The 23,631-nt window shown below is 54.4% G+C and carries 22 protein-coding genes; 14 read left to right on the top strand and 8 right to left on the bottom strand.

Translation table 11 applies throughout. The features are described from left to right. The first annotated feature begins 629 nt into the window (after window positions 1–629). The 3 genes from ACQY4Z_RS21775 (at window position 630) to ACQY4Z_RS21785 (ending at window position 5,665) form a co-directional block, all read left to right on the top strand. Window positions 630–1,124 (top strand): hypothetical protein, encoded by a 495-nt coding sequence (locus tag ACQY4Z_RS21775; RefSeq protein WP_428524763.1) that lies wholly within the window; start codon window positions 630–632, stop codon window positions 1,122–1,124. Between the two features lie 140 nt (window positions 1,125–1,264). Further along, entirely contained in the window at window positions 1,265–5,086 is a 3,822-nt protein-coding gene (locus ACQY4Z_RS21780; protein ID WP_428529634.1) for a putative Ig domain-containing protein, read from the top strand. A gap of 138 nt (window positions 5,087–5,224) precedes the next feature. Next, window positions 5,225–5,665, top strand: coding sequence for a hypothetical protein (locus ACQY4Z_RS21785; protein WP_428524765.1), 441 nt, complete (start codon window positions 5,225–5,227; stop codon window positions 5,663–5,665). Between the two features lie 527 nt (window positions 5,666–6,192). Here ACQY4Z_RS21785 and ACQY4Z_RS21790 read toward each other — a convergent pair. The 5 genes from ACQY4Z_RS21790 to ACQY4Z_RS21810 all read right to left on the bottom strand — a co-directional run bounded on the left by ACQY4Z_RS21790 (window position 6,193) and on the right by ACQY4Z_RS21810 (window position 10,446). Beyond that, window positions 6,193–6,480 (bottom strand): hypothetical protein, encoded by a 288-nt coding sequence (locus tag ACQY4Z_RS21790; RefSeq protein ID WP_428524767.1) that lies wholly within the window; start codon window positions 6,478–6,480, stop codon window positions 6,193–6,195. Between the two features lie 622 nt (window positions 6,481–7,102). Continuing rightward, window positions 7,103–7,753 (bottom strand): NAD(P)-dependent oxidoreductase, encoded by a 651-nt coding sequence (locus tag ACQY4Z_RS21795; RefSeq protein WP_428524769.1) that lies wholly within the window; start codon window positions 7,751–7,753, stop codon window positions 7,103–7,105. A 192-nt stretch (window positions 7,754–7,945) separates the two neighbouring features. Next, the gene (locus ACQY4Z_RS21800; RefSeq protein ID WP_428524771.1) at window positions 7,946–8,710 is read right to left on the bottom strand and encodes a DUF3750 domain-containing protein; all 765 of its coding nucleotides are present in this window, start codon (window positions 8,708–8,710) and stop codon (window positions 7,946–7,948) included. An 81-nt stretch (window positions 8,711–8,791) separates the two neighbouring features. Next, on the bottom strand, window positions 8,792–9,517 hold the full coding sequence (locus ACQY4Z_RS21805) for a formylglycine-generating enzyme family protein (RefSeq protein WP_428524773.1): 726 nt from the start codon (window positions 9,515–9,517) through the stop codon (window positions 8,792–8,794). A 170-nt stretch (window positions 9,518–9,687) separates the two neighbouring features. After that, window positions 9,688–10,446: a dienelactone hydrolase family protein gene (locus ACQY4Z_RS21810; RefSeq protein WP_428524775.1), complete on the bottom strand. Its 759-nt coding sequence runs from the start codon at window positions 10,444–10,446 to the stop codon at window positions 9,688–9,690. A 237-nt stretch (window positions 10,447–10,683) separates the two neighbouring features. Here ACQY4Z_RS21810 and ACQY4Z_RS21815 point away from each other — a divergent pair, with 237 nt between their 5' ends. Then, window positions 10,684–11,244, top strand: a complete 561-nt coding sequence (locus ACQY4Z_RS21815) for a hemerythrin domain-containing protein (protein WP_428524777.1) — start codon at window positions 10,684–10,686, stop codon at window positions 11,242–11,244. A gap of 27 nt (window positions 11,245–11,271) precedes the next feature. On the opposite strand, the gene ACQY4Z_RS21820 is transcribed toward ACQY4Z_RS21815, so the two are convergent. Both ACQY4Z_RS21820 and ACQY4Z_RS21825 read right to left on the bottom strand, forming a co-directional pair. Beyond that, window positions 11,272–11,556 (bottom strand): TIGR03643 family protein, encoded by a 285-nt coding sequence (locus ACQY4Z_RS21820; protein ID WP_428524779.1) that lies wholly within the window; start codon window positions 11,554–11,556, stop codon window positions 11,272–11,274. After that, window positions 11,543–12,124, bottom strand: a complete 582-nt coding sequence (locus ACQY4Z_RS21825) for an SOUL family heme-binding protein (protein WP_428524780.1) — start codon at window positions 12,122–12,124, stop codon at window positions 11,543–11,545. The genes ACQY4Z_RS21820 and ACQY4Z_RS21825 overlap by 14 nt, the downstream gene beginning before the upstream one ends. A gap of 261 nt (window positions 12,125–12,385) precedes the next feature. Here ACQY4Z_RS21825 and ACQY4Z_RS21830 point away from each other — a divergent pair, with 261 nt between their 5' ends. The 4 genes from ACQY4Z_RS21830 (at window position 12,386) to mgtE (ending at window position 19,763) form a co-directional block, all read left to right on the top strand. Then, a complete protein-coding gene (locus ACQY4Z_RS21830; protein ID WP_428524782.1) occupies window positions 12,386–13,372 on the top strand; it encodes a zinc-dependent alcohol dehydrogenase family protein in 987 nt (328 codons plus the stop codon). A gap of 347 nt (window positions 13,373–13,719) precedes the next feature. Continuing rightward, complete coding sequence (locus tag ACQY4Z_RS21835) at window positions 13,720–14,160, top strand: DUF1499 domain-containing protein (RefSeq protein ID WP_428529636.1); 441 nt, start codon at window positions 13,720–13,722, stop codon at window positions 14,158–14,160. 384 nt (window positions 14,161–14,544) lie between these two features. After that, a complete protein-coding gene (locus tag ACQY4Z_RS21840) occupies window positions 14,545–17,799 on the top strand; it encodes an EAL domain-containing protein (RefSeq protein ID WP_428524784.1) in 3,255 nt (1,084 codons plus the stop codon). A 548-nt stretch (window positions 17,800–18,347) separates the two neighbouring features. Then, window positions 18,348–19,763 (top strand): magnesium transporter, encoded by a 1,416-nt coding sequence (gene mgtE, locus ACQY4Z_RS21845; protein ID WP_428524786.1) that lies wholly within the window; start codon window positions 18,348–18,350, stop codon window positions 19,761–19,763. Window positions 19,764–19,781: 18 nt separating this feature from the next. Here mgtE and ACQY4Z_RS21850 read toward each other — a convergent pair whose 3' ends face one another. After that, window positions 19,782–20,522 (bottom strand): MarR family winged helix-turn-helix transcriptional regulator, encoded by a 741-nt coding sequence (locus ACQY4Z_RS21850; protein ID WP_428524788.1) that lies wholly within the window; start codon window positions 20,520–20,522, stop codon window positions 19,782–19,784. A 145-nt stretch (window positions 20,523–20,667) separates the two neighbouring features. Between ACQY4Z_RS21850 and ACQY4Z_RS21855 the strand changes: the two genes are divergently transcribed. From ACQY4Z_RS21855 to ACQY4Z_RS21880, 6 genes are all read left to right on the top strand, one after another. After that, window positions 20,668–21,093 carry an organic hydroperoxide resistance protein gene (locus tag ACQY4Z_RS21855; RefSeq protein WP_428524790.1) on the top strand — a complete coding sequence of 142 codons (426 nt, stop codon included), beginning with the start codon at window positions 20,668–20,670 and terminating at the stop codon, window positions 21,091–21,093. 56 nt (window positions 21,094–21,149) lie between these two features. After that, a complete protein-coding gene (locus ACQY4Z_RS21860) occupies window positions 21,150–21,443 on the top strand; it encodes a YciI family protein (RefSeq protein WP_428524792.1) in 294 nt (97 codons plus the stop codon). 69 nt (window positions 21,444–21,512) lie between these two features. Then, the gene (locus ACQY4Z_RS21865; protein ID WP_428524794.1) at window positions 21,513–21,941 is read left to right on the top strand and encodes a VOC family protein; all 429 of its coding nucleotides are present in this window, start codon (window positions 21,513–21,515) and stop codon (window positions 21,939–21,941) included. Window positions 21,942–21,996: 55 nt separating this feature from the next. Further along, window positions 21,997–22,707 carry a glycoside hydrolase family 25 protein gene (locus ACQY4Z_RS21870; protein WP_428524796.1) on the top strand — a complete coding sequence of 237 codons (711 nt, stop codon included), beginning with the start codon at window positions 21,997–21,999 and terminating at the stop codon, window positions 22,705–22,707. 79 nt (window positions 22,708–22,786) lie between these two features. Next, window positions 22,787–23,185 (top strand): MerR family transcriptional regulator, encoded by a 399-nt coding sequence (locus ACQY4Z_RS21875; protein ID WP_428524798.1) that lies wholly within the window; start codon window positions 22,787–22,789, stop codon window positions 23,183–23,185. A 2-nt stretch (window positions 23,186–23,187) separates the two neighbouring features. Further along, window positions 23,188–23,631: a PaaI family thioesterase gene (locus ACQY4Z_RS21880; protein ID WP_428524800.1), complete on the top strand. Its 444-nt coding sequence runs from the start codon at window positions 23,188–23,190 to the stop codon at window positions 23,629–23,631.

A 23,631-nucleotide genomic window follows, 5' to 3' on the forward strand; every position in this document is an offset into this window, starting at 1 on the left:
CGGAGCGCAGCGCCCTAGCCTGACGCGGCGCGCCGTGTCGGTGTCCGATGTCTTCTTTTGTCGGCCTGCTGGCAGGGAGTGGCGGGAAGCGGTTCACCCTTGTCCGGCAGTTCCGGGAGGCGCCGTGGAGGGGCGGGCGTTGCGTTAAGGGTAAAAAGCGGTCGCTGCCATCGTCATTGGGAAAAGATAGGACCCGCCGCCTGACAAAGACGCCAATGAAACCGCCGCCGCGCACGAGACCGGTCGCAATGTTTATTGGCAATTTTGACGGTGTATCCGCAGCTATTGGTATTTCACATTCTTGTTGCGCAGCCTTGGGGTGTGCGACGGTGGCGCCGACTATGGTGCCGAGTGGGGCAGGGCCAATGCATGTCGGGAATGGACACCGTCTCAAGATCAGGTTGAAACAGGATCAGCTTACGGGCACGCAAGCAGCAGGAGCGCAGGCTTTTGTAGTGTTTGTGGGTAGACGTTTGATCAGATGTTGATGACCGGGAGAATGGCATGACCACAGTGTAGCCGATCTTCTGTCACCACTCTTTTCCGAACTGGCTTACTTATTGAAGTGACCTCTGCACGGTTGGACAAAATCAGAAGCGACCTTTCCTAGCTATACCGCGTTAAAAGACATGTTTGATCAGATCTTCGGCAATAAATTTCGACGCATTTTGCTCTCAAGCGTGACATCTTTGCTAGTGGTGGGAGCAGTCGTCGGGATTTACAGGCACATATCTCATGCTGATGCACTTTGTGCATCTCTCGATGTCGATCGTGTTCGTTGGGAAACAGTTACTCACCTGCTTGAAAATTACGGAGGTGAGGGAATCGTATCAGTCATTGGTGAAAACGGTAACCGTGAAACCTACCCAATTGTTCAATTTTCGGACCCAGAAGAGTATCTCGAATTCTATCCTGACTGTTGTCGCTACTACCCGGGTACTTTGTCCGGCAAACCGCTTTCGCTAACTGAGCGATACATTGACGGACTGTGCGGTTTTGTCGGGATATCCGTGCATTTCCACTATTCCAAAAACGATCAGACCGTAACCAGCCGACCACCCTCCAGCATGGTCTGGGTTGTCGATAACTCCTATAAAGTATCAGAAGATCTGAAAGGGCGATAGAAGTGTCTCTTCCAAATATTTCATAAGTAATATCCTTGTATATGTATGGATCAGAGAGTGTGACAACTGATTTTTCGAATGGAAATTTGATAAGAAGTAATAATAGTGTCACTTCGGAGACTGTTAACACAGTGGATTACATGACTGGTGAACAAGGGCCTGGTCGATTTGCATTGGCTTCAAACATCGGGTTGGTCGATGCATTTATGTCGCTTGATGTTGCGAGCGCCAATGAAATGTTCCTGTCGTTTTACACCGACGATGGTACTAACAAAATAGAATTAGAAAAGGGTGTCGCTGCAAATTTCCTTGGGTTCTCGAGCTATGGATTGCTTGTTGATCAAAAGGATTGGAATGATGGGTCTGGAAACTACGCGGAACGCGTATTCATCTGGGGAAATACTGCATTTCAAATAAACAACGAGGCGAAATTTGTCATAGAGAGAAATCCTAACCCAGGATTAGGCAGCCCCTTTACGATGCGGCTGGAGAATTTTTTCTTAGAGCCTCGTCGTGAAAATCAAGGTCAAGGTAATTATCGCCCTGAAAATTTTGATTTTAAATCAAGTGATGGTTCTACAGAGATCACTCAAACGGTTTCAGAACGTGCAATCGATCCGTCAGGTATTGGGCGGACAGTTCTTTTAGAGTTCACAGAAGGTGGGTTATTTGGTCAGACCTACTCCCATGATGATTTTCTTGAAGATCGAGCAAAAACAGAGAATTTCTATAGCAACTTTGAAACAAACATTGGTAATTGGAATTTGCTCGCTTCCGGTGTGCAGCAAATCTTTAATGACCTTTTCACTGATGGCATCACGACAACATTGGTAGAGGACAAGCTCGTAGTCTTTGGAACGTCTAGCGGAGATATCCTCAACAGCTATATCACCAATCGTGGACATGATGTTACCGAGGAAACAGCGGATGTAGATCCAATATTCTATAGTTTCGATCTGCCGCAGCACGAAAAAACTGGCAATGGTTTTGTTTTTGTCGGCGGGGCTGGAGCGGATACACTCATTGGCGGAGACAAGGCAGACTCCCTTTTTGGTGGGGCTGACAGCGACAAATTACTAGGCGGAGTCGCCGGTAGTCAGCTGGGCGGAACGAACGTCTTAGACACATTTTTCCAACCCACAGCCTCCTACTTCGACGATGAAATTCAGGACCGATTGGAAGGCGGAAACGGTTCCGACGAGTACTATTTTTTCCAGAGGTTCGATGTTGTTTCCGATCAACGAAATTGGTGGTCACCTGGAGACGCAAGTGGTGGGTACAGTTTCTTCGATGTTGTATTAACAAGCCCTGTGGATACCAATAGCGATCCACAGAAGATGGATGTATCGCTTTATCAAAATGTAGATATTATCTCAGACAGCGATGGCTCGGGAGCGATTTTCTCAAAAGTAATAGATTATTCTTTCGATAATTTTACAAATTCGGTCCGTTTAGAACATGACATTGTAGAGTTTAGCAATAGTTTTTATGAAAGCCAGACAACGCATGGCCTGAGTTATTACGTAGGAGACCAGGGTAAGTTACTGTATTTGGATGAAAATACAGGAAAGCTTTACGGTTTTACGTTCTACACAGGAGCTGAATTTGGCGCTGATATCCAAGCTCATTGGACAGGATATCATGCGTCTTTCGTTATCGAAAACTTCTCTTGGGGCGACTTTAACATCCGAACAACGGGGGCGCCGATACGAGGAACTGAAGGCGATGATCAGCCAAATCTACAACAAGGTCCTAACGGGGAAGGTGCCAATTACTCTGGCGAGGGCGGTGATGATGTTATTGTCGGGACGGCAACTCACGACAAACTAGATGGCGGAGACGGCAACGATACTGTCGATGCGGGCGACGGCAACGACGAGGTCAGCGGTGGGGAGGGCAACGATGTCCTTGCAGGTGGTTCCGGCGCTGACACTGTATTTGGTAGCGCTGGCAACGATATGGTACGCGGCGACGCTGGGGACGATATGCTTTTCGGTGACCAGGGTGATGACACCTTGGTTGGTGGAACTGGTCGCGACTATCTGGGCGGAGGAAGCGGCGACGATACACTACTAGGTGGAGTTGGCTCAGATAGATATGCCTACTTTCGCCAAGATGGTAACGATGTCATAGAGGATATCGGTGCTGCCGCAGAGCAGGATGTGTTGGAACTATTCAACATCCCAGAAGGCGACATTGCTTTGTCGAAGGCCGGCACAGGTCTTACAGACTTACAAATTGATTTAGTAACCACCGGTCAATCAGTATTGGTCAAGAACCAATTTGCAGCAGACGTGAATGGAACCAATACTGCGCTCGAACGCATCGAGCTGAAGAGTTGGGATCAATCAGGCAATCTCGTCACGCTTGCTAGCTGGGATGCACAAACAATCGAAACCCTTGCGAACGGAGGGACCAGCAACTCAGCGCCCGTAGTGTCAAACCCTCTTGCCTTGCAATCAAACCTTGAAGACACCGCTTGGAGCTTTACCGTTCCATCTGGCAGCTTCACGGATGCAGATGGGGATGTGCTCAGCTATTCAGCGACACTTGGTAATGGCTCCGCCTTACCCTCCTGGCTCACTTTCAATCCAGCCACGCAGACCTTCGCCGGCACGCCGCCGCAGGACTTTAACGGCACGCTGACCCTGAAAGTGATTGCATCCGATGGACAGGCGAGCGCGGAAAGCAACTTCAATCTGGTGATTAACCCGGTGAATGATGCGCCAGTTGTGGTCACAGGTCTTACGGAGCAAACCAGCCCAGAAGACACGGCCTGGAGCTTTACGGTTCCATCTGGCACCTTCACCGATGCCGATGGGGATGCGCTCAGCTATACGGCAACGCTCAGTGATGGTTCGGCGCTGCCCTCCTGGCTGACGTTCAATGCAGCAACACAGACCTTCGCCGGCACGCCGCCGCAGGACTTCAACGGGACGCTGACCCTGAAAGTAACAGCGTCCGATGGACAGGCGAGCGCGGACAGCAACTTCAGTCTCATCATCGACCCGGTGAATGATGCACCGGTTGTTGCAACGGCCATTGCAGATCAGACCGGATCGGAAGGGACGGCCTGGAGTTTCACCGTTCCGGAGACCAGCTTTGCGGATGTCGATGGCGACACGCTTGCCTTCAGCGCAACGCTCGCGGACGGCTCCGCCCTGCCGGCCTGGCTGACTTTTGATGCAGCCAGCCGCACCTTCAGCGGTACGCCACCGCAAGGATCCGCAGGACAAGTTGCGGTCACGGTGAGTGCCACGGACGGTCTTCTTGCGGCCGAGGACAGCTTTGTTCTGACTGTGGAGACGGGCGCGTCCGTCATCACCGGGACGAACGGCAATGAAACCCTGAACGGGACAGCCGGCGATGACCAGATCTTCGGCCTTGACGGGGATGACATCCTGATCGGCGGCCTCGGCGCAGATACACTCGATGGCGGTGAGGGCTGGGACGGGGCGGCCTACTGGAGCGCTTCAAGCGCGGTGACCGTCAACCTGACCGACAGCATCCAGAACACCGGGGCAGCCCGCGGCGACACCTATACCAACATCGAGGCGATCTTCGGAACAGCCTACAACGACAGCCTGACCCGGGGCGCTGACACGGGCTGGCTGTTCGGCGGCAATGGCGATGATGTTCTGAACGGGATGGGGGGCAATGACACCCTGATTGGCGAAACCGGCAATGACACCTTCGTCTTTTCGGGCGACTTCGGTTGGGATACGATCGATGACTTTGAGGCCGGCGTTGGGGCCGGCGATGTCATCCATATTGAAGGGTCTTATTCCACTTTTGCGGATCTGATTGCGGCATCCAGCCAAACCAATGACGGAACGTCGATCACTGCTGGAAGCGATCGGGGGATCTTTCTTGTCAATGTAGATCTGGCGTCGCTGGTTGAAGATGATTTCTCCTTTGCGAGCGTCCCCGGTTCGGTCATCACAGGAACCACTGGACATTAAACTCTCGCGGGCACCGATGGCAATGATCAGGTCTCCGGGCTTGATGGTGATGACATCCTGCTGGGTAGTTTTGGCGGTGACACTCTTGATGGCGGCGAAGGCTGGGACGGCGCTGCCTATTGGAACGCCGGAAGCGCGGTGACGGTCAATCTCACTGACAGCAGCCAGAACGCTGGTGTGGCGCGTGGCGACACCTACATCAACATTGAGGCCATCTTCGGATCTGCTCACAACGACACGCTGATCGGCGATGGCGGGATGAGCTGGTTGTTTGGCGGCAATGGCGATGATGTTCTGCGTGGCATGGGCGGCGACAACTATCTCTATGGCGAACAAGGTAATGACACCTTCATCTTTGCAGCCGACTTCGGTTGGGACACGATCGATGACTTTGAGGCCGGTGCCGGAGCAGGGGATGTCATCCGCTTTGAGGGTATCTTCACAAGCTTTGCCGAGGTGCAGGCGGCGGCGAGCCAGTCCGGCAGCCATACGGTGATCGACATCGGTGCAAACATGCGTCTGACATTGAACAATGTTGCCGTGACGGGTCTGCATCAGGACGACTTCCAGTTCGCCTGATCCTGAGAACAGGCGCCTAGGCGGAGAACGGTCAGCCGGCAGGAAATTTCTCCTGCCGGCTTTTTTTGGGGGGCAGGGTGTCCGGCAACTTGGGGGCGGCGCGCACCCTGAGAGTCATTTTCGGAACCTCGCCTTTGCGCCTATCCGTTTGGCTGAGACACCGGGTGTCACCAGTGCAGGAGACCGCGGCTGCCGCTCATTTCTCAAGCCTGTCTGGGCCGGAGACGTCGGTTGGGGGACACGTCTGAGGCGTCGATGGACCTGGTTCGCGGGCGGCAGCCTTGGTTCGCCTTGCAACACCAGAAATAGATCGCAGCCTGGCCACATCAATTGGCCGTTTTTGTCGCAGCCCCTTGGAAGCAAGGAAGCTCCGATCTCCTGCGTTTTGCGCCCTCAACGCGAAAAGTAGGACCGTGAGCGGATGCGATCAATCATGGAAAGCGGTTGGGCAAATAGTGCGCGTTGCCCAGTCCTGCGCAGGTGTTCGGGGTCGTGTGGTCCAAAAAGTGTCCAACGGTCTGTGCCGGTCAAAAACAGGACGTCCCGCTGACGGCTTCAAAAGTGCTGCAGCTGGAAATGTAGTTGAGGGAGAGATCCGGCAGGATCTCGATCACATGCCGGCCGCCGTCGGAACAGGCCGCCGCGAAGAAGCTCGTGCCGCTGGTCGACTTTCCAAGGACCTTCACTCGTGTAACGGCGGGACAGGCCTTTCCTTCGGTCGTGATCACGGCCTGGAAGAGCACCTCCACTGGCTGAGCCAGGCCCGGCGGCGACAGAAGCAACAGGATTGCAGCCGAGAAAACAAGTGCGCGCATTTCGAGCCGCTTGAGTGCCGGAAGGAAAGGGGAATAACATTTAAAGATGTATTTTAAGAAAATACAACGAAAAAGAGTATTTCGTCTCTCAGGTGTGCGGAAGCTTTACCCCAGTTTTTACCCAAAAATGAACTGTAGAAAATTTTATGTTATTGAAATATATAATCAAATATTTTCATTTTGGGCGTCTCGACCGCACCATCAATCACACTACCAAGTGATTAAAATCATAAAAAAACCGGCCTCTGACCGTTTTTTTTGGGGTATTCACCCCATTTTTCGCGTCGACTGCAGGCCTCGGAAGTCTGAAGTTCGCGCACCCTTCGGTACCGCATTGCTGATGTGCTCGGACCTTCAGTTCAAAAAAAGACCCACCAACTGGCGTTGGCGGGTCAGCAGGAGGAGAACGCAATATGCTGCAGGGGGAGCGCAGCACGCCTTGCGTTGAGACAAGATCCAAGATCGGGATCTGAGTTTGTTACGCAGTCAATTTTGATATGGATTTTCAGATACTGGAATTTTTGCTGCGATTTTCGTTTTTTCAGAGCTGGACAGGTTTTCTTATATCCTGAGATCCAACCGGTTGCACACGGCCTGACGAGCTGAGATCTGCGTCAAGAGATCACAAGGGCCAGCGGATCAGAACAGGTTTTTTGCAGCCAAGCGGTTCGCCTGACAGCCGGCTCGCGATGAAATCGGCCACGTCCGCGCGCGCAATGATGCCATTGCGCCATTTTTTCGGGTCTTCCAGAACCTTGTACCGCCCGGATTTGGGTTGATTTGTCAGAACGCCCGGCCGGACAATCAAATAATCAAGCCCGCTTTCCGAGATCATCGCTTCCTGCGTGGTTTTATCCACATATGCGCGTCCGAGAAGCGCCTTGAACGGGAGGCGTTGCAGCGGATTGATGGCTGAGCGGCTATCACCGGCCCCAAATCCCGTCACGGCTATGAGACGGTTGATGTTGGCATTCTCCATCGCCGGAAGCAGCACCTGGGTGGCCTTTGAAAACAAGGTTACAGGGCCTGTGATCATGTCCAGGGAAGCCGGAACGCCCAAAGCTAGGACTACTGTGTCGATACCGCCGAGTGCTCGATCGATGTCGCCGCGATCCAGCGCATTGCCTTGGAATGCTTCAATTGCGCCGGTTTTGCCCATCGGAGTTGTTCCACTGCGAGACATTGCGCGCACGGCGTGACCTTTCTCCGCAGCTGCTAGACAGACTGCTTTGCCAATGCCCCGGCTGGCGCCGATCACCAATATGTTCGCCATCAGACCTCCAAATACTGTTCGTTAAGCATTGTTTCAACGCTTATGTCTGCGGATGAAGATCGGCCAGGAAGGCCTACCGGCAAGCGTGGCCAAATACCGCAGGAACGTTTTTGCAACGAGAGGCGTGCCGATCAAAGATTGGTTGGAGCATCGCTGATCAGGGCAGTTGCTCTGCCCTTCGCCCACCGATCTTCAGGCCGAAGGCGCATTTCCGGATGAAAAACCGATGCGTCCGATCATCGGCAGTTTCAGAGAAAAATCATTGAGATCAATGCCGTAGGTTAGGCCCAGAATATTGAGCTCCAATCCTTCTTCCCAGGCAACCAAAACCCCAAAGAGCCCCATCAAGGACAGTTGGTAGCCGGTGCCACTTGGTGCTGAGGCCCACAAACCGGAGGCCAGGTAGTCCTTGCCAACAGCGGTAGGGGGTAGGTCCAGCCGCAATTCAGGGAGCACTCTCCCAAGATGTGCGACAAATGTATTCGAGTTGGGGCCGGGCCAGACTGTGTAGATGCTGTTGAATTCGTAAGCGTCAATGGCAGTTTGCAGGCGTACAATCGCTTCGTTTGCCGGTTCGCCGCGCAGTTCTGCCAGAAGCTCTGGTTCGGAGCCGAACCAGCGGCTGTCCGGTGCACGACGGGAGGCCCGGACGGCGTTGCCGCCGTAGCGGACGCGCCACCCCGTGACTTCATAAGTGGTAAAATGATCGGCATTCACCGGTTTCACGGATATCCAGCTGTGAACACCAATATAGCCGCGCCAGCTGAACGCCCGCGCCGCATAAACCTGAACGATCGCCTGCTGTTCCGTCAGTGGATCTGGCGCAATGCCGATGGGCTCCCGGTTGGCGGTGCTCCAGTGGGTGTCCGGTGACCGGACGCCCGACAGATAGGCGGTCAGCCCCAGCGCCAAATTGAACAGGATAAAACAGGCACTCCAGATCAAGAGCCGACGCATGGTGTTCCTTTCGTCATGGAGGTTCTTGATTGGAGGCAATTTTGGTTTTCTTTTGACCGAGACACCGGCAACGCACTCCGCCTACAAGGACCGGGCACAGCGAAAGCCGATATAGACCACCGCTGTGCCAGCCGGTTTTGTTGCGATGTGATCCCGATGCATTTGCCACGGCCCATACCACCAAGAGCCGCCGCGCGTGGTTTTTTGACCACCCGCGCCATTGTCGGTCCACTCCCAGACGTTTGCTCCCATATCGTAGAGACCGTTGACACCGGGCCATGTTGTTCCGACTCGAGCATGACCGGTGCCACGGCGCAATACAGCACTGACGTCAATAGTTGGTGAGGCGCCGCAACCCTCAAGACAGTTGGCGCCTTCCGGGCTCTTTCCGGTCGGGTAGGGGTATGTCACACCCGGTTCGAAGGGCGCGGGCGGTGAAATCCGGCGCTCCGTGTAGGCTGCTTCGACCCACTCCGCATCAGTCGGAAGACGTTTTCCGCGCCAGGCGCAATAAGCTGATGCCTCCTCGAAGGTCACGTGCACGGCGGGCTCCGTATCCAACGCAGGAAGGCCGAAGGGCGTTCGCCATGTCCAGCCAGGTTTTTGAACCCAGCCGGATTCATACACTTCCCCGCCGCCCGCGATTTCCGCCGACGTCGTTGTGTTTGTGGCATCCATGAACTCGCGGAAGGCGCCGATTGTGACCTCGGTCCTGTCTATTTCAAAGCTGCCGATACTGACCATCTCTTCAGCATTCGCGTTGCCTGCGAAAGCGAGCATAAGAAACAGACACGTCAAACTTCGCATGAGCACTTCCTTTGTCGTCTCTGGTATGCCCTGAGAGGTGGACGGGCAATTATTTGCGATGGGCTTCCCGCCGAAGCCGCGTACAGCACCGCTTTTGGAGTGTTCACTCGGATCGAGCCGTCGTCCGGAACTGCGCGGTTTGGTGGCCGCGCAGGAGTAAAATGACGCCCTCAGAGCTGTTCACTCAAGAAGGTCGAGAAGGCATCCCAGCTCGCGGTGTCCGCCCGTTCCTGGTAACGGTTCGAGCCGAAGACTGTGAAGGCATGGGGCGCGCCAGAGTATACTTCTATGGCGTATGGTGTGCCGGAGGTTTCCAGCTCTTTGGCGAGCGTTGCAACATCATCCAGAGTGATTGATGTGTCGGCGCCACCGTGCAAAACCAACAGCGGTGGTTCATCGCCGGTCCAGGATTGACCTTCGGGTGTGGACAGTCCGCCATGGAAGCTGGCATAGCCGGTCGCCATGCCGGACATGTCGCTGCGGGCCATTTCAAGGGCGACCGCACCACCAAAGCAGTACCCCATAACCACCATGCGGGTGTCACCTGCCAGTTGTTTCGCCTGATCAACACCTGCTTGGATCAGGGACCTCATGCGATCGCGGTCCTGATACAGGGCACCGGTTGCAGCCCGGCGATGGTCAACTGTTTCGGTTGGTGTGTCGTTGCCGAACATATCAAGGGCGAAGGCGTTGTACCCCATATCTGCGAGCATATCCGCCCGTTTGCGTTCGTAATCGGTCATGCCGTCCCAGTCATGAACGATCAGAACAAGGCCTTTCGGGTCTTCAGCCTTGGCAAAGTATCCGGTAAAGGCTTCTCCGGAGACGTTATAGGCAACGTCTTCGGCAAGGGCTGGGCCGGTCAGCATTATCGCAGCCAGGAGCGGTATCGTGAAACGCATATCAAATCCCACTTCAAATCCAGTCATTAACTTGCTCTGCGGCCTCCGCCGCTGACCAAACGTCAGATAGAACAGGTGGGCTCCATGGCAATCTCGCTCGGGTTCGCACTAGTGCTACTGCGCACTAGGTATGCGGAAAGACGTGGAGCCCTTTGAATTCGGCGCCACAGCGCTATATCCCGACTGCGGAAATTCATTCTTGAACCACAGCCTCCGACAGAAAGCTCAAACGGCAGTGTTGGGTGGCATCGCCTGCGAAGTCTTATGGACGAAAAGCTCTCCCTGAACTATCGAACCGCGCTTCCAGATGCCTTGCGCGTGCTTTTGGAGGACTATCCACGCACCGGATGGACGCAAGATGCTGGCTACAACGGTTTGATCCAGTTCTGGCTCGAACGGCACATGATGTTCCGCGATCTTCTCGCGCGCCTGAATTCCCTGTGCGAGCATCGGCTAGACAAAGTGATTGCGCCAGAGGTCTTTGCATCAAACCTTGCCCAATACGGATCCCTGCTGGTTTCTGAGTTGCATGGGCACCACACGATCGAAGATCATCACTATTTTCCGGTACTTGTGTCGAAAGACCATCGGCTCGCTCAAGGGTTTGAGTTGCTGGACTCCGATCACCATTTGCTGGACGCCTATCTGCAAGGGTTTGTTGATCAGGCCAACGCTGTCTTGTCTCAGACGAATGAAGAAACAGACGCTGTCTCTGTTTTCCATGAAACAGTCGAGCGACTGTCCGGAAAACTGGATCGCCATCTGATAGATGAAGAAGAGCTCGTTGTACCGGTCCTGCTGAAGTACGGCGCGCATGGTTTGTGAGTTGCCAGCAGCTGCTCGCACGCATCGTCACTTGTAATGCGCGCGCCGGTCGGAGAACTTGCGGACCCGCTTGCGCCAGGCCCGGTAGCTGGATGGTTTCAAGCGATCCCGCATCAGCGCTTTGACTTGGGGTTCATAGAGCCCGTATTGCAGTTCAATCTCGGCAAAACTGATGTGATCGGAGAGGGCCATCTCGATCACCTCACTTGCATGCTCCTCAGACAGCTGGGAGGGATCCGTCAGCTTTTTGCGTCGGGTCGAAGACTTGGTTTTCAGTGGCAGCCTGTCTTGTTCAGCGTTACTCGACCTCAATTTGAACCTCGTTATATCTCTTGGCCGGGAGCACAGACGGTGCATCATAAAATGCGAAGGAGACCGGGCCGGTTGTTGTAAAACCGTGCTCTGTCAGACTGGCAAGCAAATGCATCGCCTCATTCGCGAAATTCTCATCCGACCACCGGCCGGAGAAACTGCGAACCGCAACCTTTCGTTCGCCAAGCGTCGTCGCTTCAATGCGTGTATTGATCGGCTCTGCTGCGGAAGCCGCGTCGACACCGTCAGGTAGAAAGAAAAACATCTCCCAGTCGCCATCCACCAGATCGCTTGTCGCGCCTGATCGCGGAGGTCCGCTGTTTGAACCACACGCCCGTTGCAAAACCGGCGCGGTCATGGCGTAGTGATGCCGATCTTCGTTGTTTCCGGTGATGTAGCTGTAAAGGGCGTTGAAGCCGCTTCGGGTTGCCGCGCTCCGGCCGTTGCTTTCGACAATCCGGACCGCAGTTGCTGGCGGGTAGTGCCGGATCTCGAACTGCCTGTGTTCTTGCAAAAGCTCATAAGCGGGCTGCTGAAGTGTCGCCCGATCGTGGTTTGCGCGTACCATCAAGGTCTCCATCAAAGGTGCTGTAGAGCCAAATGGTGCATCGGCGAACGAATGCCAGTCCCGTCTGTTCGCCCGGATGCGGCATGTTCGACAAACCCTTCTAGAACTGCGGGGTCGGCAAACGGGCCAGCAATTTGTACTGGGATCGATCAGTCCAGCTTTTATGCGTAAAATCCGAAAACAGAATGCTGCATTGGCCAGTTTATACGGAAAATGAAAAATCTCATCTTCGCGGCAACACGCTGTTCAAGGAGATGATGTATGAAAGCGATGGTTTTAAAGGCATATGGAGAGGCTGCAGAATTTGATGCTGTCCAATTGCCGGATCCTGAGGTGAAGCCCGGAGAAGTGCTCGTGCGCATTGGCGCGACCAGCGTCAACACTGTTGATACGATGATCAAACAGATGGGGACCGACCTTCCGCTGTCTCCAGAGTTACCAGCCCTCTTGGGAATGGACTTTGCCGGCACGGTTGAGGCCGTGGGCGAGGGCGTTGACGGCTTTGCTCCGGGCGATGAGGTTTATGGCTGCGCTGGTGGGCTGGCCGATCTGCCGGGCGCATTGGCGGAACTGATGGCAGTTGATGCGCGGCTCATTGCCAAGAAGCCTGAGTCTTTGACCATGCGCGAGGCAGCAGCACTTCCGCTTGTTGGTATCACCGCGTTTGAGGGTCTCACCCGCGCGGGCGTCAAAGCAGGTCAAAAGGTTCTGGTTCATGGTGGCGCTGGTGGAGTTGGACATGTTGCAGTCCAGCTTGCGAAGCATTTCGGTGCGGAGGTCTATGCGACCGGCTCCAAAGACGAGCAATTGTCTGCGATCAATGGATACGGCGCGACAGCCATCAACTATACGTCCGAGCCGGTCGCCGACTATGTGGCGAGATACACGGATGGCCAGGGTTTTGATGTTGTTTTTGACTCCGTGGGCGGCGCCAATATGGCAAACTCATTCGAGGCAGCAGCGCTGAACGCAAATGTCGCTTCTACAGTGGCGTTGGTCGAGCTGGATTTGAGCGTCGCCCACTTTAAGGGCTTGTCCCTTCATGTGGTCTTTATGCTGATCCCCATGCTGCATGATTTCAAGCGCACAGAGCACGGCGTCATCCTCACCAAACTTGCTGAAATCGTTGATGCTGGGGCGCTGAAACCGCTTTTGGATGCAACAAATTTTCGCCTTTCGGAAGTTGGAGCGGCCTATGACCGGCTGACAAGCGGGCAGGCGATCGGCAAGGTTGTCGTGGAGTTGTAATGACGCTTTGCTCCTTCAGCGGCTTCAACAACGGTGCGGGAACGAAAATACGAACATAGAACCAATAGGCTGGCGCCGAGTGCGGTGGTACCTAGCGCCAACCCAAGATCCAGTGTGCAGGTCTTGAACGTAGAGGGGCAGACCAGCCTATTGAGAGGCTTCCTCTGACCTTGGACAAGGAGACCTTGCTTGCCGAACGGATCGATAGACTGGCGCGTCAACTTGAAAGCATCGCTCTTATTTTTAAATGACGCTGTCTTTCGGGGCAGCCGCTTGTTTGCCTTGAGCATCACGCATTTTCAAAGGCCACCCATTGGCGTTTTGGCTTGGAGGACGGTGTGAGCGGAATGCAGTTTGGTTTTGGAAGCTCTTGGGTCTGGGGGCTCGGAGCCCTTGTTTTGGTGCTCTGCGGAATTGGCGCAGCCCTGTTTTTCCGTCTGGTGCCGGTGACCGAGGCCGATGTGCCGCAAATTGACGCGCAAACAGCTACCGGAGACTTAGAGCTTTCTGGCGGCCATTACGCTGTTCGTTCGCTTGAGGCTGTCAGTCTGTTCGACCTGGAACGCCAGATCGTTCAGACTGTTCGAACACGGCGCATTTCAGGGTCTTCGGATAACCTGCCGATGGTGTTCGTTCACCGCTCGAAGATTTGGGGCTTTCCCGATGTCACTCAGGTTTGGGTGGAGAACGGCCATGTCCATGTGTACTCCCATCTGGTGTTTGGCAACTCCGACCTGGGGGTCAACCGCGCCCGGATGGACATCTGGTTGTCCGCATTCGATGTTTGATTGAGAAGCAGCCTTGGGTTGCATCTTATTCAAGTTGTCCAACGCACCCGATAACAAACAGCCTATGTTCCACGAAGTTGCGTTGAAACTTCAATAGCAATTTTACAAAAGTCACGTCACTGAACAAAAAGTGAGTGGCTTCTTTCATTGCATGTGTGCCCAGCGTGATGGTGCAGGTTTTTCAATGCGTAAGGCTGAGCAACAGGCGGTGCAGAGCGCCGCATACCTCGTAAAGTGTTCCGGGGGATCGAAAGTTTCTTTGCATATTCAGCCGAATTTACAACATTGCGTTCGTGTTTTCTTTAGTCTTTGTTCTTGAGTATGACCCTGAAGGTTAAGTCCTGCCTTAGAGGAATTTGCGCGTTTATTCTGTTGTGAGTGCCAATGAAGCAACCTGTTCAGTTTGACGAGAACTCCCGCTTTGAAGCTCCGGAATACGATCTCCTGCGTGCTGCTTATGAAAACCTGCCACAACCGGCCTGGGTTTTCGACAGAGCTGGCCGGTATGTCTTCCAAAACAAACTTGATCGAGAAGCCTTCGGAAACCTGATCGGTAAACGGGCTGATGAAACACGCATGCCCAAGGAGCAGGTCGAGCTTTGGGCCACGATGCATAAAAACGTATTGGCGGGGGAAACGGTCCATTGCATGACCGAAACTGAGACCCGCCATGGCCGTATCATGTCTGAAACGACCTTGGTGCCGCTTATAATTGGCGGCCGCATCGTCGGTGGGATTGGTGTCGCGACAGACAAGACTGCGCTTGTGGCGGCCGAACGGCAAAAAGCTGCGGCACAAGCGCGCCTGGAAACTCTTTTGGCCTTATCGTCGGATTGGTTGTGGGAAGCGGATGCAGAACATCGACTGACGCGTATCCAGGGCGATGATGGCTTGATGGTCAAACAATTCCCAGACTGGACCGGCAGCAAGCTCTGGGAAATCATAGAAGACAAAGCGGACCTCGACGGCAACCCGGCAAAATTCCATGATGTCTTGACCAACCGGCAAGCCATTGAGGGCTTTATCTGTGAGCTCCGAGGGCGCGATGGATCTGCGTCCCATTTTGAGGTCCACGGTGAACCGCGTTACGATTCCAAAGGCAATTTTCTCGGCCATTGGGGCGTTGCGCGCGATGTGACCCGGCGGGAAGCTTTGACCCGACGTCTTAAATTTGCCGATCAAATTATCAATGCGACGAGAACACCAGTCATCGTTGGAGATGCAGATGGTGCCATCGAATGGGTAAACCCGGCTTTCGAAGAACTGACTGGATATTCCTTGGAAGAAGTTGCAGGCCGTAAGCCTGGCCATTTCTTGCGCTGTGACGAAACCGATCCTGAAACGTCCGCCCGCCTTACAGCCGCGATCCGTGCCGGTGAACCGGTTCGTGAAACCATACTCAATCAATCAAAATCTGGTCAAAAGTATTGGCTGGACATGGAAATCCGCCCGCTTCGAAATGATGCTGGTGTTTTGACCGGGTATATGGCGATAGAGGCCGATGTGACCGCTCTCGTTGAGAGCCGGCAGCGATTGCAGGCGATTGTCGACAACGTCACGGCGGGTGTGGTCCTTCATGGTCCAAACGGCGAGATTATTGCAGCCAATCCGGAGGCTTGCCGTCTTCTTCATATGAGCGAAGCGCAAATGCGCGGTCAAGAAATCATGGACCCGACTTGGGGCACAATATTTCCTGATGGCCGTCCAATGGGTGGAGAAGAAATGCCGTCGACCGTTGCGCTGCGCACCGGCGAGCCGGTCATGAACCAGATTGTTGGGGTCAAACGTCCCGATGGTGGAGTGCAATGGCTGAGGGTGAACGCCAGGCCTACGAGATCTACGCCGACGGGAGAGCAAGAAGTGGTGGCCAGTTTTGTGGACATCACAGCTGAGGAAAACCATAAGCGCGAGCTTGAAGAGGCGAGGACCCTCCTGAGAGATGTGATTGAAACAATTCCAGACGCTGTTGTTGCATTTGATAGCAACGACCGTTTGATCATGTGCAATCAAGCTTATCGTTCCAACTATGCCGATACAGCGCCTGCCATTGAGGACGGGGTTACGTTCCGCGAGATGCTGATGCATGGGCTTGACATAGGCCTCTATGCGGATGCCGGAGATACTCCAGAAAAACAGGAACGCTGGTTAAAGCGGCGATTGGAATCGTATCGAAATCCCAAGTCTATCTTGGTGGAAAAACTCACCGATGGTCGATGGGTTCAAATTCGTGAACGGGTTTCTGACAGGGGTGTCAGCGTTGGTGTACGCACGGATGTAACATCTCTGAAAAGGGCGGAAGAAGAGATCCGCCGGATTGCCGATACGGATTCGCTGACAGGTGCTGCCAACAGGAACGTTATGATCCGGGAGCTTTCCAAAATAGCGGAAAGAGCAAAGGCGGCATCAGAGAGCGCGCTGTTCGGGATCGTGGACCTGGATCAGTTCAAATCCGTCAATGATACGCTGGGGCATGATGCCGGTGATCTTCTGCTGCAGGAAACCGTTGCCCGTCTGGAACGGTTTGTCGACCAGGCCGGTGGCGGCACGGTCGCGCGTCTTGGTGGCGATGAGTTTGCATTTATCGTTCCGGGCCTCGGTGGCCTTGATGGTGGGCTCTCCGATATGCCCGGCCTTCATGCCGCGCTCTGCCAACCGGTTCAGCTTGGGTCGCGAACAATCCCTTCAACGGTTTCAATGGGTTTGGCGCGCGTGCCGGCCGATGGAGACACATCTACTGAAATCTTCAAGAGTGCAGACCTTGCGCTCTACCAGGCCAAAGCGTCCGGTCGGAACGGATGGCGATGTTACGACGAGCTCTACAGGCGTAGCCTTGAGCGGCGCCAAGACCTTGCGCAAGGGTTGAAGGCAGCGATCGCGAACGATCAGATTACTGTTGCCTACCAGCCTCAGGTTGAGGCGGCAACGGGCCGTTTGGTTGGTTTTGAAGCTTTGGCGCGCTGGGCGCAAAACGGAACGCCTGTATCGCCCGCTGAATTCGTGGCCATCGCTGAGGATGCGGGCCTCGGTGTTCCCTTGGGCTGCGCCGTGATCAAGACGGCTTGCCGCGAATTTGCAAAGCTAATCGATGAGGGATTTGATCCTGGCCGTTTGGCAATCAATCTATCGACGTCTCAGCTGTGCGACCCGGAATTCCCGGATCGCGTTGCGCGCCAGTTGGACAACCTAAAGGTCCTGCGGGGGCGGCTTGAGTTTGAAATCACGGAAACGGTGCTTCTGGACCAGCGTTTCGAGGAAATCCATCGTAATTTGGTTCGGTTGCATGAGTTTGGTGTGCTGATTTCGCTTGATGATTTCGGCACCGGCTATGGATCCCTCAAACACCTTTTGCGACTGCCGATCAACAAGGTGAAAATCGACAAGTCCTTCGTCGAGAACCTTGATGCGAGTGAAAGCGCGGCCACAATTGTCCGGACAACCATTATTCTAGCAAAGAGCCTTGGTATGGGGGTCGTGGCTGAAGGTGTTGAAACCCGGGCACAGCGAAATTTTCTAATTGAGGCCGGGTGTTCAGATATCCAGGGTTTTCTAATCAGCAAGCCGGATAAACTGGTCAATGCGTACCAGGCAGCGTTGGATGCTGAGCAGGTTGACCGCCTGGAAAGCTCCTGGAGCATTTAGGCACGTTTCGATTATTCATCGGCTGAAATGGTTTTGCGAATCGAGCATGGGTGGCGGATACCTAGGAGATGGCAAAGCACACCTGCGAACGATTGCTTTCAGCACACATATCCCGGATGAAGGTCCTTATTGCTCTGGTCGCGCTCCTTTTGTGGCCGCCGGTTGTCCATTCGCAAGAGTTTACGCCAAACAAGTCTTCGCTTGGTTCTTTGACCTGCCAGCAGCTTTGGTATGTAGAGCAGGAAGTGTTGGCAGAAGGCCGCGTATGCTTGAAGAGCCAGCGGGCACAAAACGCGTTCAAACGAGCCAAGCCGTGTATTTCCGATGAGGAAAGAATTTTGCCGGCGAATGCACGTGCTTATCTTGCAGCGGTGCGAAAGACAGCATCCCGGAAGAAGTGCGCCTGAAGGTCCCTGCAATCTTTAAGCCTGTGGACCTTCATCGCTTTTCCGGTGGCGCTTTTGTGCGTCTCCCGTTAGTTCTGAAGGCATCTGCAAGCCGGGCGCCGTGTTTCCGGCAAACGTGCGTGGGAGAAAGGGGAGGGCGATATGAGCAATGCTGCCGAGCTTGACATGACCCGCGCTCCCGAAGACCTCATTCCGGTCCGCGACGAGGAAGAACGGCTAAATCTAGATTTTATTGCCGCTGTAGAAGGCGCGATTGCAAATGACGATAAGTCTGGATTGTTCGCTCTTGCAGCCGATCTCCACGAAGCAGATACCGGCGACCTTCTTGAAGCGCTGACGGCCGATGACCGTGCCGCCTTCATCCGGCTTCTCGGCGAGGATTTTGACTACACTGCCTTGACGGAGACGGACGAGGCGGTCCGTCTGCAGCTTCTGGAAGACCTGCCGAACGAAGTCATCGCGGAAGGGCTTGGCGAACTTGATTCTGATGACGCGGTCTACATCCTTGAAGATCTGGACGAAGACGACCAGGCCGCAATCCTTGAGGAACTGCCCTATGCGGACAGGGCCCAGCTCAAAAAGGCGCTGGATTATCCGGAAGACAGCGCCGGCCGCCGCATGCAGAGTGAGTTCATCGCGGTAGCGCCGTTCTGGACCGTTGGCCAGACCATCGATTACATGCGCGAAGCCCGGGATCTCCCGGATGACTTTTATGAGATCTACGTTGTCGACCCCTCGTTCAAATTGTTGGGGTCTGTCCATCTCGACAAGATCTTGAGAACCAAGCGGCGCGAAAAAGTCACCTCGATCATGGCCGAGCGGCTGGACGCCGTCCAGGCGACGGAAGATCAGGAAGAGGTCGCCCGCCGGTTCGAACGCTACAATCTTGTATCTTCTGCGGTGGTTGACGAAAATGACCGGCTCGTCGGCGTTTTGACTGTCGATGATATCGTTGACGTCATCCAGGAAGAAGCCGAAGAAGATCTGCGTGCCCTCGCCGGGGTGGGCGATGAGGAAATTTCGGACAATGTCATGACCATTGCGAGGTCCCGGTTGACCTGGCTGGTTGTCAATCTTGGCACCGCGGTTCTGGCGTCAGTCGTGATCGCGCTGTTCGAGGACACAATCGAAGCGATGGTTGCGCTTGCGGTCCTGATGCCGATCGTGGCGTCGATGGGGGGCAATGCCGGCACCCAGACGATGACCGTTGCCGTTCGGGGTATCGCGACCCAGGAACTCAGCGCCCGGAACCTCATGCGGGTTCTCAATCGCGAGGTCCTCGTCAGCTTTTTGAACGGACTGGCATTGGCCGTCCTGATCGGTGTGACCGCCTGGTTGTGGTTTTCAAGCGTCGGGCTTGGCGTTGTGATCGGCAGCGCCATCGTGATCAATATGCTGTTTGCCGGTTTGTCCGGCCTATTGATTCCGATCGCACTCGACCGGCTCAATATTGATCCGGCAATCGCATCCAGTGTGTTCGTGACAACCGTGACGGACGTCGTAGGCTTCTTCGCCTTTCTCGGCATTGCCGCACTCTGGTTTGGCTTGCCATTTTAAGGATCCGATGACCCTGCGTCAGTTGAGGTCAGTGTTTCTGAGGTTATCCCGCAACTTCATGATCTTGGTTTGAAGATCCACAATCTCCTCAAGGCTCAGGCCTGTTGACGAGAAAATGCACTCTGCAAAATGTTCGGTCTTCTTTTGAAGGTTTCGGCCCTTTCGGGTTAGCTTCAGGATCACCTGCCGTTCGTCCTTGGTGGAACGGGTGCGGGTGAGGAGACCTATGGCTTCCAGGCGTTTCAACAGCGGTGTGAGCGTGTTGGTATCCAACTGAAGTTTTTGCGTGATCGCCCCGACCGGGACGTTGTTCTTGTCCCACAAGACAGTCATGGCAAGAAACTGCGGATACGTAAGACCGACGTCTTTCAGCAGCGTTTTATAGACACTGTGCATCGCATGGTTTGCTGAATAGAGCGAAAAGCACAGATACTTGTCGAGCGGCAGCGGGCCATCAGGACGGATCTCCAGCATGCCGATTCCGTTGGATTTCTCGCCGTTTTCAATTGGATCTTCTACGGCCGCATCCGATGTGTTCACCGGAACGTCACTGGTTTCATCTTCTGGATCAGTGCCTTCAACTGCTTCCAAATCCGAAGCTAAGGCTGCCGTTTCAGTGGTTTTTTTGGCCTTCCGTTTCTTCGGCTTGGAAGACTTTTCCGGCGCAGCTGACTTCTTGTCTTTTTTGGGTTTTTCATCTTCGGGCGCATTGAAGCCGATTGCATCCAGAAGAGACATTTGATTGGTCGTCGTGCTCATAATCCGCCTTATAAATCGCGCACGACTTGATCGCAACCTGTTGACGTTTTTGCCAGTGCAGCTTATGTGGGTAAATTATATCGTGCGCGATATAAAATAGTGCCTTCGGGCAAATCCAGTTTTCACGTTGTAAGGGAATGATGAGATGAGCGTTGAAGTGCTTTATGAAACGAAAGCAAAAGCAACCGGCGGGCGCGATGGAGCGGTTGAAACCCTTACCGGATCGTTCAAGACCAAGCTGACGACGCCGAAAGAACTCGGTGGTGCCGGAGGTGAAGGCAACAACCCGGAAGAGCTGTTTGCGTCCGGTTACGCAGCCTGTTTCGTCGGCGCCATGAAATTCGTTGGCAGCCAGGAAAAAATCGCGGTCCCAGCAGACACGTCCATCACCGCGACAGTCGGCATTGGCCCGAGATCCGAGGGGGGATTTGGTTTGGAGGTCGCTCTGGAGGTTTCGGTTCCGGGCTTGGACAAGGCTGAGGCCGAAGCGCTGGTCGCCAAGGCGCATGAAGTCTGTCCGTACTCCAATGCGACCCGCGGAAACATCGACGTGAAGTTATCCGTGGTCTGACTTGTCTGCCGGCTCACCCAAGTCGGTGAGCTGGCCTCTCCTTGAAGGTATTCTCGATGATGGCCGGAAACCTGTTCGTGGTCGATCTGACTTATATCGCCGATCTTTCCAAAATTGATGCGTTGCTCGAACCTCATCGGGCTTTCTTGAAGTCCGGCTATGATCGAGGCGTGTTTTTAGCATCTGGACCGAAGGAACCACGAACGGGAGGTGTCATTATCGCCCGCGCGAACACCCGAGCAGAACTTGAAAAACTGATTGAACAAGACCCATTCAAGCAAGAGGGCGTCGCTGAATATCGCATCACGGAGTTTAATCTGGTGATGAAAGCCGACGGTCTGTCTTTCTGAATGCAGACTGTTTACTGTTGGGCTTGGAGTGACGACCTGAGCGGCAGCTGTCTCATTGGAAAGGTGAACGTGAGCGACAGACCAAAATTGGACGGAATTCTTGAGACTGCGGTCTATGTCGATGACATGGACGCTGCGCATGGCTTTTATGAAGGTGTTTTGGGCTTGAAGCGCATGGTCGCTGGTGATCGGCTGTTCGCCTACGATGCGGGGCCGGCGCAAACTCTTCTTGTTTTCTACCGTGGACACACTGGAGAGGATGTGCCAACGCCGGGCGGAATTGTTCCCGGCCATGACACAAGCGGGCATGGGCATTTTGCCTTCCGGATTTCGAATGATCAGCTCGATCCCTGGAGGGTTTACCTCTCATCGAAAGGCGTCGACATCATCAGCGAGGTTGTCTGGCCGGCGGGTGGCACAAGCCTTTATTTCAAGGATCCGGACGGCAATATTCTTGAACTCGCATCGGCGCCGCTTTGGCCGAATTTTCTGGCCTAAATTATAAAGACTTTTACGCCATGGTGGCCGCTGCATGGGGACGGCGAGGGATGGTATGAAATTCTTGCAAGCGGTTTTGCGGACCTTGTTCTACATTGCCGTCGGTGGTGTGATTTCGATTGCAGGGGCGGCTTTCTTTTTCATGAACTGGGAACCGGACCGGGACGATTTTCCTGTGCGCGGCATTGATGTTTCGCATCATCAAGGCGACATCGACTGGGTGAAGGTTGCGCGTGACGACGTTGCCTTTGCGTACATCAAGGCGAGCGAAGGTGATGATTTCCGCGACCGGGCATTTGCTGGCAATTGGCAAGCGGCGAGGGCCGCAGGCCTGCCAACGGGGGCCTATCACTTCTTCAGCTTGTGCAAGGACGGTGCCTCGCAGGCGCGCAACTTTTTGGCCGTTCTGCCGGACGAGCCGGACATGCTGGCACCCGTTGTTGATCTGGAGTTTGAGGGAAACTGTGCCCGGCGGCCAACAACTGACGAAGTGCTGCGGGAAATCAGCGCCTTTGTCGCGGCTGTTGAACCCATCACCGGCAAGCAAGTGATCTTCTATGCACCGGAAGAGTTTTACCGGACATACCTGAAAGGAAACGGGCTCAATCGGAGGCTCTGGGTGCGGTCTATCTGGCACGCACCAGCCTATTCCTCAGACTGGGTGCTCTGGCAGTATCACCAGCGCGGGACTGTCGACGGGGTTTCCGGGAGCGTTGATTTGAATGTTCTGCAGACCGATCTGTCGGTAATTAATATTCAGAAATAAGTTTCTGATATAAATAGAAAAAATAAGATCTATTGACTTTAACGTAAAAAGGCGGAAATGTGCCCGCGAAGGATCGGGTATGCAGCGCTATTTTACCATTACACAGCTCACGCAAGAGTTCGACATCACCACCAGAACGCTTCGGTTTTATGAGGCGCAAGGGTTGGTGACACCCCAGCGCCGTGGCCGTCAAAGGCTGTACACGCCCGGAGACCGAACCCGCATAAAGTTGATTTTGCGTGGCAAACGGCTGGGCTTTTCGCTGGCTGAAGTCAAAGAGCTGATCGGGATGTACGGCAGTGCGCCGGGTGAAACCGGCCAGCTGCGGCTCCTGATGGAGAAAATCGCTGCGCGGCGCGAAGAGCTTTTGGAAAAACAACGGGATATTGAATTGACGTTACTTGAACTGGAAGAGGTGGAAGCCGGCGCGCTCGCGCGCATGGAAGAGCTATCCCCCGTCACCAGCGAGGAGCGTTGAAGATGGATTTGAAACCGCGATCAGCCGACTGGGAACAGCGGGTCCGCAAGAGTTTTGAGGCGCAAGCCTTCATGGAGCACCTTGGTGCCCGCATGGTCCATTTGGCACCTGGGGCGGTTGATCTGGAACTGTCGATGCGCCCGGAACTGACACAACAGCATGGGTTCTTTCATGCAGGTGCCACATCCTCGATCGCTGACAGTGCAGCCGGTTATGCGGCACTGACCCTTTTTGCCGATGGCACTGGCGTTCTAACCACCGAATACAAGATCAATCTTCTCAATCCTGCGGCCCAGTCAACGCTTGTCGCCCGCGGCCGCGTTTTGAAACCGGGGCGGACGCTAACGATTGCCCGTGCTGATGTTTATGGGCTGTCGGACGACGCACAAGTCCATGTGGCAACCGGACTTTTCACCCTTATGAGCCTTGCGGGCATGAAGGATTGA

Source organism: Roseibium sp. (genome assembly GCF_965276855.1).
GTDB lineage: Bacteria > Pseudomonadota > Alphaproteobacteria > Rhizobiales > Stappiaceae > Roseibium.

What these genes read in the sequence shown, in the direction of transcription:
- ACQY4Z_RS21775 (WP_428524763.1), top strand. Translation starts at nt 630, where the DNA reads ATGTTTGATCAGATCTTCGGCAATAAATTTCGACGCATTTTGCTCTCA.
- ACQY4Z_RS21780 (WP_428529634.1), top strand. Translation starts at nt 1,265, where the DNA reads ATGACTGGTGAACAAGGGCCTGGTCGATTTGCATTGGCTTCAAACATC.
- ACQY4Z_RS21790 (WP_428524767.1), bottom strand. Translation starts at nt 6,480, where the DNA reads ATGCGCGCACTTGTTTTCTCGGCTGCAATCCTGTTGCTTCTGTCGCCG.
- ACQY4Z_RS21795 (WP_428524769.1), bottom strand. Translation starts at nt 7,753, where the DNA reads ATGGCGAACATATTGGTGATCGGCGCCAGCCGGGGCATTGGCAAAGCA.
- ACQY4Z_RS21800 (WP_428524771.1), bottom strand. Translation starts at nt 8,710, where the DNA reads ATGCGTCGGCTCTTGATCTGGAGTGCCTGTTTTATCCTGTTCAATTTG.
- ACQY4Z_RS21805 (WP_428524773.1), bottom strand. Translation starts at nt 9,517, where the DNA reads ATGCGAAGTTTGACGTGTCTGTTTCTTATGCTCGCTTTCGCAGGCAAC.
- ACQY4Z_RS21810 (WP_428524775.1), bottom strand. Translation starts at nt 10,446, where the DNA reads ATGACTGGATTTGAAGTGGGATTTGATATGCGTTTCACGATACCGCTC.
- ACQY4Z_RS21815 (WP_428524777.1), top strand. Translation starts at nt 10,684, where the DNA reads ATGGACGAAAAGCTCTCCCTGAACTATCGAACCGCGCTTCCAGATGCC.
- ACQY4Z_RS21825 (WP_428524780.1), bottom strand. Translation starts at nt 12,124, where the DNA reads ATGGTACGCGCAAACCACGATCGGGCGACACTTCAGCAGCCCGCTTAT.
- ACQY4Z_RS21830 (WP_428524782.1), top strand. Translation starts at nt 12,386, where the DNA reads ATGAAAGCGATGGTTTTAAAGGCATATGGAGAGGCTGCAGAATTTGAT.
- ACQY4Z_RS21835 (WP_428529636.1), top strand. Translation starts at nt 13,720, where the DNA reads ATGCAGTTTGGTTTTGGAAGCTCTTGGGTCTGGGGGCTCGGAGCCCTT.
- ACQY4Z_RS21840 (WP_428524784.1), top strand. Translation starts at nt 14,545, where the DNA reads ATGAAGCAACCTGTTCAGTTTGACGAGAACTCCCGCTTTGAAGCTCCG.
- mgtE (WP_428524786.1), top strand. Translation starts at nt 18,348, where the DNA reads ATGAGCAATGCTGCCGAGCTTGACATGACCCGCGCTCCCGAAGACCTC.
- ACQY4Z_RS21850 (WP_428524788.1), bottom strand. Translation starts at nt 20,522, where the DNA reads ATGAGCACGACGACCAATCAAATGTCTCTTCTGGATGCAATCGGCTTC.
- ACQY4Z_RS21855 (WP_428524790.1), top strand. Translation starts at nt 20,668, where the DNA reads ATGAGCGTTGAAGTGCTTTATGAAACGAAAGCAAAAGCAACCGGCGGG.
- ACQY4Z_RS21860 (WP_428524792.1), top strand. Translation starts at nt 21,150, where the DNA reads ATGATGGCCGGAAACCTGTTCGTGGTCGATCTGACTTATATCGCCGAT.
- ACQY4Z_RS21870 (WP_428524796.1), top strand. Translation starts at nt 21,997, where the DNA reads ATGAAATTCTTGCAAGCGGTTTTGCGGACCTTGTTCTACATTGCCGTC.
- ACQY4Z_RS21875 (WP_428524798.1), top strand. Translation starts at nt 22,787, where the DNA reads ATGCAGCGCTATTTTACCATTACACAGCTCACGCAAGAGTTCGACATC.
- ACQY4Z_RS21880 (WP_428524800.1), top strand. Translation starts at nt 23,188, where the DNA reads ATGGATTTGAAACCGCGATCAGCCGACTGGGAACAGCGGGTCCGCAAG.